This is a genomic window from uncultured Bacteroides sp. (assembly GCF_910578895.1).
GTDB lineage: Bacteria > Bacteroidota > Bacteroidia > Bacteroidales > Bacteroidaceae > Bacteroides.
In genome coordinates this window covers 47,052-54,396 of record NZ_CAJTSC010000013.1, presented here as the reverse complement: position 1 = coordinate 54,396, position 7,345 = coordinate 47,052, and the positions used below count along the sequence as shown (strand labels likewise).

At 42.1% G+C, this 7,345-nt stretch carries 6 protein-coding genes; 2 read left to right on the top strand and 4 right to left on the bottom strand.

The genetic code is table 11. The features are described 5' to 3' along the window. The first annotated feature begins 217 nt into the window (after window positions 1-217). Window positions 218-721 (top strand): thioredoxin-like domain-containing protein, encoded by a 504-nt coding sequence (locus QZ327_RS05180; RefSeq protein ID WP_294617713.1) that lies wholly within the window; start codon window positions 218-220, stop codon window positions 719-721. A 228-nt stretch (window positions 722-949) separates the two neighbouring features. Here the strand turns inward: QZ327_RS05180 and QZ327_RS05175 are convergent, their stop codons facing one another. The 3 genes from QZ327_RS05175 to lon are packed head-to-tail and all read right to left on the bottom strand — an operon-like array spanning window position 950 to window position 5,696. Then, window positions 950-2,092 carry an LptF/LptG family permease gene (locus QZ327_RS05175; RefSeq protein ID WP_294617712.1) on the bottom strand — a complete coding sequence of 381 codons (1,143 nt, stop codon included), beginning with the start codon at window positions 2,090-2,092 and terminating at the stop codon, window positions 950-952. Further along, window positions 2,089-3,219, bottom strand: a complete 1,131-nt coding sequence (gene tgt, locus QZ327_RS05170; protein ID WP_294617711.1) for a tRNA guanosine(34) transglycosylase Tgt — start codon at window positions 3,217-3,219, stop codon at window positions 2,089-2,091. The genes QZ327_RS05175 and tgt overlap by 4 nt, the downstream gene beginning before the upstream one ends. 5 nt (window positions 3,220-3,224) lie before the next feature. Continuing rightward, window positions 3,225-5,696: an endopeptidase La gene (lon, locus tag QZ327_RS05165; RefSeq protein ID WP_294617710.1), complete on the bottom strand. Its 2,472-nt coding sequence runs from the start codon at window positions 5,694-5,696 to the stop codon at window positions 3,225-3,227. A gap of 172 nt (window positions 5,697-5,868) precedes the next feature. Here lon and QZ327_RS05160 point away from each other — a divergent pair, with 172 nt between their 5' ends. Further along, window positions 5,869-6,579, top strand: coding sequence for a tRNA1(Val) (adenine(37)-N6)-methyltransferase (locus QZ327_RS05160; protein WP_294617709.1), 711 nt, complete (start codon window positions 5,869-5,871; stop codon window positions 6,577-6,579). Between the two features lie 480 nt (window positions 6,580-7,059). Here the strand turns inward: QZ327_RS05160 and QZ327_RS05155 are convergent, their stop codons facing one another. Next, window positions 7,060-7,215, bottom strand: coding sequence for a hypothetical protein (locus tag QZ327_RS05155; protein ID WP_294617708.1), 156 nt, complete (start codon window positions 7,213-7,215; stop codon window positions 7,060-7,062). Window positions 7,216-7,345 lie beyond the last annotated feature (130 nt).

The following is a 7,345-nucleotide window of genomic DNA, read 5'->3' as shown; positions in this document are numbered from 1 at the left end:
CTAAATAACATAAAAAATCGAACTAAAAAAGTAAGAAAATTGCTTGTTTATTTGGAAGTTGTTTTAAGAATTACTTACCTTTGCATCCGATTTCAGAATTAAAGACTTTGATTATCAATGATTTCCTCTCATTGCAAGGTCTGAGAGTATGACGTTTCGGGAAGAAATCACTGCCAGAAAGGACAGTCCCGAATAGTATTAACCAAAATCGGGTTACATGAAATATGTAAAATGGATTTTTGTTGTATTACTAATTGGTTCCTTGACTTCTTTTGTAGAAAAAGACAAACCGACCGGCGGTTTGAATGTGGGTGACATAGCCCCGGACTTTAAAATCCAATCTATGTCGACCGAGCAACCGTTAGCCGAACTTTCGGACATGAAAGGCAAATATGTGTTGCTTAGTTTTTGGGCAAGTTATGACGCGCACTCCCGGATGCAAAACGCAAGTTTGAGCAATGTGCTTCGTTCCGCTTCCCGCAATGAAAATGTGGAAATGGTTTCCGTCTCATTCGATGAGTATCAATCTATTTTTAAGGAAACCGTTCGTAAGGACCAAATAGTTACGCCCACTTGTTTCGTGGAAACTGAAGGCGAGTCTTCCGGTTTATTTAAAAAATATCGTTTAAACCGTGGATTTACTAACTATTTACTGGATGAAAATGGTGTGATTATTGCCAAAAACATCTCTGCTGCAGAACTTTCAGCTTACTTGAATTGAGCGTTTCCATGCTTATGGCAAAAAAGCGATTAAAGAACCTGTAAGAAGAAAGTGAGGGTTCTTCCGGTAATCAGGCTATATATCTGTCTGACAGCAGGAAGGACAAAACAAAAGAGGAAATGAATACAACAAAAAAGCCGTCTCGCACTTGTGGAAACACAAGAGCGGGACGGCTTCTTATTTTTTACAATCTTCCTATTTGATTCGATAACGCCTTCTTACAGCTATTTATTTCGGCGCTTTCTTATACAAGTAGAATGCAATGAAAGCATAAAGCAAGTTTGGTATCCACACCGCAATAACAGGCGGCACATTGCCGTTCACGGCAAATGTAGAAGCAATTGTCTGAAATAGAATATATGAGAAACTTAATCCCAAACCTATACCCAAATGCAGTCCCATACCACCTTTTGTCTTTTTTGAAGAAAGAGATACGCCAATCAACGTCAGAATAAACGAAGCAAAAGACATGGCAATGCGTTTATGGTATTCTATCTCAAATTCTTTAATATTGGCAAAACCACGCTGTCGCTGCCTGTCTATGTATTCGCTCAATTGGGGGCTGGTTAACATTTCCTGCTGGTTTTTCATTATAAGAAAATCGGCAGGTTCCATAAAGAGAATAGTATCCATGCTTTCTCCTTTGACTATGCTTTCACGCATGCCGTCCATCTCACGAATCATATAATCCTTCACCTTCCATTTATGTACGGTTGCCGTATCGTATGTAATACTACGTGCGGTGAGGTGGGACACCAACTGCTTGTCCTTGAACTTATCAAGCGAAAAACGATATCCCGTTTTACTATAATCCTCAAAACGTTCTATATAGGCAATGACTCCCGAATCCACTTCCAACTGAATATTGCGAGCTGTGCTGGATTTACGGGGCTTGTAGTATTTATCCTCAAAATTAAGTCGCGTAACACTGCCTTTAGGAATGACGTACGAACCGAGACAGAACGTGGTCACCGCAATAATAGCAGCCGATACCATGTAAGGACGCAACATGCGCTTAAAACTCATGCCCGTAGAAAACATCGCGATAATTTCCGAGTTCTCCGCCAACTTGGAAGTAAAGAAGATTACCGCGATAAAGACAAACAGCGGACTGAACAGATTGGCAAAGTAGGGAATGAAGTTCATGTAATAATCGAAGACAATGGCTTTCCATGGAGCTTCATGAGACATAAAGCGGTCCATTTTCTCATTAAAATCGAATACTACGGCGATAGAGATAATCAAGGCTATGGCAAACACGTACGTTCCCAGGAACTTCTTGATGATGTACCAATCCAGCCGCTTGAGGAACTTGTTTTTTCCTACAGGCAACTTTATAACTTTCAATATCTTCCAGTCAATGTTTCTCATAATCTTGTTGATACGCGTTGCACCATCATCGGCTTCCATGTAGAGAAATCTCCGGCAATAATATGCTTGCGTGCCTCACCGGCAAGCCAAAGATAAAATGCCAGATTATGAATGGAAGCAATCTGCATCGCCAGCAATTCTTGTGCGTGGAACAAATGACGCAGGTATGCCTTACTATATAATGTATCTACATAAGACGCCCCGTCTGCCTCAATAGGAGAGAAGTCCGTTTCCCATTTCTTGTTACGCATATTAATGATGCCATCTTTGGTAAACAGCATGCCGTTGCGTCCATTGCGTGTAGGCATCACGCAGTCGAACATATCAACTCCACGTTCAATACCTTCAAGAATATTCACCGGCGTACCTACACCCATCAGATAACGGGGCTTGTCCTTTGGAAGGATTTCATTGACCACTTCTATCATTTCGTACATCTTCTCCGTAGGTTCACCCACAGCCAAACCGCCAATAGCATTGCCTTCCGCTTCTTTAGAAGCTATGAACTCTGCCGACCGTTTGCGCAAATCCGGATAGACACATCCCTGCACAATAGGGAAAAGTGCCTGATGATAACCGTATTTGGGCTCTGTTTCATTGAACCGTGTGATGCAACGGTCTAACCAACGGTGCGTCATTTCCATTGATTTTTTGGCATAAGCATATTCCGCATCGCCCGGAGTACACTCGTCAAACGCCATCATTATATCCGCTCCGATAGTCCGCTCAATATCCATCACCCTCTCCGGCGTAAAGATATGCTTACTTCCATCGATATGTGAACGGAATTCCGCGCCTTCTTCACGCAGTTTACGGATTCCTGCCAATGAAAATACCTGAAAGCCACCGCTATCGGTCAGCATCGGACGGTCAAAGCCGTTGAACTTATGCAATCCGCCGGCTTTTTCAATAACATCCAATCCGGGACGCAAATAGAGGTGATAGGTATTCCCCAATATAATCTGCGCCTTTATATCTTCTTTCAGCTCTGTCAGATGTACACCTTTCACAGTGCCCAACGTGCCTACCGGCATAAATATGGGCGTTTCAATCTGCCCATGATCGGTCGTAATCAAACCTGCACGCGCATTTGTCTTGCTGTCTGTGTATTGTAACTCAAATGTCATTCTTCTTATTTTTCTATCTTTTCTTTTTTAACGGACAGGTCGATGGCATCAGCTACCTTTTCATCGGTCAGCGCAATGGCAAACACTTCTTTCACATCTTTCACATAATGGAAAGTCAGCCCTTTCAGATAAATTTCTTGTATTTCTTCAATATTCTTACGGTTCTCGTCGCTCAAGACAATCTCTTTGATACCGGCACGTTTGGCTGCCAATATCTTTTCCTTGATACCACCAACGGGGAGCACCTTTCCGCGAAGCGTAATCTCTCCCGTCATGGCAAGATTGGCTTTTACTTTTCTCTGCGTCAGCGCAGATGCCAGTGAAGTAGCCATTGTGATACCTGCCGACGGTCCGTCTTTTGGGATAGCTCCTTCGGGAACATGAACGTGTATGTTCCAGTTATCAAAAATCTCTTCATCAAGGTTCAGCAACGAAGCATGAGACTTAATGTACTCCAATGCCAACATAGCCGACTCTTTCATTACATCGCCCAAGTTTCCTGTCAGCGTCAGACGACCGCTTTTACCGCGGCTGAGACTGGTTTCAACAAACAGAATCTCACCACCGACAGCAGTCCATGCCAAACCTGTAACCACACCGGCATATTCGTTTCCCTGATACTTGTCGCGTGTATACTCGGGAGCGCCCAAGAACTCATATAAATCGCCCGGTTTGATTTCAGTCTTTGCAAAATAGCCGTCCGTAGCATACTGGCGAGCTAATTTACGAAGGATTTTTCCGATTTTCTTTTCCAATTCACGCACGCCGCTTTCACGAGTATAGGATTCAATGATTGCTTCCAGCGTATTCTTTGGCATCTTGATATCATTCTTCTTCATACCGTTTGCTTCCAATTCTTTTGGAACCAAATGGCGGCGGGCAATCTCTATCTTCTCTTCTGTAATATAACCGCTGACTTCAATTAGCTCCATACGGTCGAGCAACGGTCCGGGAATAGTGTTCAGGTTGTTAGCGGTGGCGATAAACATTACTTTTGACAAGTCATAATCCACATCCAGAAAATTATCGTGAAACGTGGTGTTCTGCTCCGGATCAAGAACCTCAAGCAGGGCAGAGGAGGGGTCTCCCTGACGGTCAGCACTTACTTTGTCTATCTCATCCAATATAAATACGGGATTGGAAGAACCGGCTTTAATCAGGCTCTTGATAATACGTCCCGGCATTGCCCCGATATAGGTCTTGCGATGTCCGCGTATCTCGGCTTCATCATGCACGCCACCCAAAGACATACGAATGTATTTCCGTTTTAAAGCAGCGGCAATAGAACGCCCCAATGAAGTTTTACCCACACCCGGAGGGCCATACAAACAGATAATCGGCGATTTCATATCTCCTTTCAACTTCAATACGGCAAGATGTTCCAATATACGCTCTTTAACCTTCTCCAAACCATAGTGGTCTTTATTCAGCGTCTTCTCAGCATTAGCCAGACTCAGGTTGTCCGTTGTATAAACGCCCCATGGCAAGCTCATCATGGTTTGCAGATAGTTCAGCTGCACACTGTAGTCAGGCGATTGCGGATGCATACGTTCCAGTTTATCCACCTCTTTCAGGAATGCGCTTTTTACATCTTCATTCCATTTTATGGTTTTAGCCTTATTACGCATTTCTTCCAACTCCTGCTCCTGACTGCCGCCACCCAACTCATCTTGAATGGTTTTAATCTGCTGCTGCAAGAAGTACTCACGCTGTTGCTGGTCGATATCCTCACGAGCACGCATCTGTATAGATGCCTTAATCTCGGCAAGCTGAACTTCGCGGTTTAAAATCTCGAGCAAACGATAAGTACGGGCACGTAATGCGTCAATGCGAAGCAATTCTATCTTTTCATCCTTCTTCAGGGGAAGATTCGTACAGATAAAGTTCACCAAGAACATCGGGTTAGTGATATTCTTAATGCCGAACGCCGAATCTTGCGGAAACATTTCCGAAGACTTAATATAACGCACGGTCAGGTCTTTGCACGCTTCCACCAACGCCTGGAACTCTTTGTCGTCCTTAACCGGAAGTTCCTCATTAAGAGTAGCCACACGTCCTTTCAAATACGGGGTAACTTCTATTACCTCTTTCAATTCAATGCGTTTGGAACCTTGCAAGATAACGGTGGTCGTTTGATCCGGCATCTCCAGCACACGGACAATCTTCGCTACCGTACCTATTGTATGCAAATCCTCCAACAAAGGTGCTTCGGTATCAGCGACTTTCTGACATACCACAGCTATGTATGTACCTTTCTTTTCCGCCTCCCGCACTAATTTCAGGGAAGACTTTCTTCCGACAGATATCGGCATAAACACACCCGGAAACAAAACCATGTTCCGAAGAGGTAACACCGGAAGGACTTCATCCACCTCAATATCCATCAATTGTTCTTCATTCCCCTCAAAATCAGCAATTACAGAAAAAGCATTTTCATTTCTATCTTCAATATCACTAAAGTAATTTCTTTTCTTCATTTCGTTCTTTTTAATTTATGCCTTATTGGCAGACCAATAAGGCGTTTGCAAAGTTAACCATTTCTTCTATATAAACAGATGTCCTTTCTTTAAAAAGACAAAAACGATGCCAAAATTGCCGTTATTTTATCAGCTTTGATTATTTTTGGGTCCGATTAACAAAAACTGAGATATGCCGAATTCTTTTTTCCGGTTCAAACAATTTACCGTCCGGCACGACAAATGCGCCATGAAAGTAGGTACAGACGGAGTACTGTTAGGAGCGTGGGCTCCGGTCCGCAACACTAAACGTATCCTTGATGTAGGAGCGGGTAGTGGGCTAATATCCTTGCAGTTAGCGCAACGAAATCCTGAAGTATCAATCACCGCTATCGAAATAGACTCGTCCGCAGCCGCCCAAGCGCAAGAAAACATCCAATCTTCTCCTTGGAGCAACCGAATGGAGGTTATATGTTGTGATTTTCGCGCGTACCAACCAAAGGATAGATTTGACCTTGTCGTCTCCAATCCGCCTTATTTTGTCGATGCTTTGAAATGTCCGGACAGCCAACGTTGCATAGCCCGCCATACGAGTGATTTAAACTACGAACTACTTTTTGGACATTCGGCACATTTATTATCGGAACAGGGAGTTATAAGTATTATCATTCCATCGGAAGTCGAAAATATGGTGATTGACACAGCCTGGAAATACAAACTTTATCCGCATCACCGTTTACGTGTTTTCACCAAACCCGGCAAACCTTGTCGTCGCATATTATTGACTTTCGACCACCAAAACCTGCCGTGTGCTGAGGACATCCTTTACATAGAAGGAGAAACGCATGGACAATTCACCCCCGAATACATTTCCCTGACCAAAGATTTTTATTTGAAGATGTAAGTTATCTATCAGTGTAAAACCGGAATCAGCTTTTTTACGTTGATTCGTAAAACTTGCTTTAATTCTTTAGTCAAAAAAAGATGCAACCGACCTAAATTAGCCAATTGCATCTTACCAGTCGGGGTAGCGGGAAACGCATATACCGATTTAAGTCATTGAATATCTGTATTTAAAGCTACTGTCTATTTGTTTATTAGGCTGTAATTGTCTATTATTGTCTATTGCTTTTTAATATAAGTTCTATCGGCATCCAATGTGGCTTAGTGTATGTCCTGACATGTTTTGCAATGGGCATGTTATAAATATCTCCATCTAAAACAGTGGACAAAAAATCAAGAGGTTTCACGTCTATAATACCTTCAGTTTTGAGTTCTTCAATGGCATTTACAAAATCATCATTCGTATCTATCAAGAATACAATATTTGCCTTCTGACCTTTGTACTAATTGTCCTATTAACTGTATATTATTCTATTATTGTCTATTTGTGTATATCATCATTATTTTCTTTTGCTATTTTCCGCAATTCATTTTCAAGCTCTTCTGGTTGAAGTATTTTTTGGGGATTACATTTTTTTATCCAACCTTCTATGAACCCTTTATGTGCTCCATATATAGCTTCAAAAGGAAATCTCATAGTTTTATTAGTATCATATTTAAATAGTACATAACAATTAGAGGTTGGCACATCTACCTTCTGAATAGATAAAGTTGGGAATGCCTTACGCCATTTCTTTATGAAACTATCAATTTTATAAACAGAAAAT